General features: G+C 57.2%; 1 protein-coding gene. It reads right to left on the minus strand.

What is annotated here, in order from left to right; translation table 11 throughout:
- On the minus strand, window positions 1-828 hold an 828-nt coding region (locus tag AC1DRQ_RS31905), incomplete at both ends, for an AMP-binding protein (protein ID WP_477430228.1).

The raw sequence follows: 828 nt of genomic DNA on the forward strand, positions 1-828 counted from the left end.
CGGATCCCCTTGATCCCCTTTTCGCGGATCATTACTGCCAGCTGCCCGTTCAGCGCCYCTCCCGCGGATACCACCGTCTTCAGACTGAACTCCTGACCCAGCAGCAGCGCCTGGTAGCTCGGCGGCAAGGTCACCAGTTCGATCGACTCTGACTGAAGCAGCCTCCCCAGGGAGGGCAGGTCCAGTAACACCGATTTCGGTGAGAGAACAAGACAGCCGCCGTGAAGCAACGTCAAAAATATCTCGTAACACGACGCATCAAAGCTAAAGCTGGCAAACTGGAATACCCGGATACCCGCATGAAGGTTCAGCGGGGCCTGCTGGTTATACACCAGGTTCACCACGCTCCCGTGCTCGATCATTACCCCCTTCGGACGACCTGTTGAACCCGAAGTATAGATCACATACGCCAGGTCACCCGGACTGATCCCGATTTCAGGTGCATCAGCAGACTCCTGGCTGATAGCTTCCCGATCTTCGTCAACCAGCACCTGCTCTATGGAATCACCTAATAAGCCCGCGGTGCTCCGGCTCGTTAATGCCAGCGATGCTCCGGTATCCTGAAGCATATAACTGATCCGGTCTGCAGGATAATCCGGATCAACCGGTACATAAGCACCCCCCGCCTTCAGCACCCCAAGGATCCCGATGATCATCTCCAGGGAACGGCCAAGACAGATCGGTACCAGCGTCTCCGATACAACACCACGGCTCCGCAGGAAATGCCCCAGCTGGTTCGACCGGGCATCCAGCTCACGGTAGCTCAGACGGCTATCCCCGTAAACCACAGCGGTCTCTTCTCCCCGAAGCATTACCTGCTCCCTGAAC

It is taken from the genome of Mucilaginibacter sp. P4_E8, assembly GCF_056401495.1.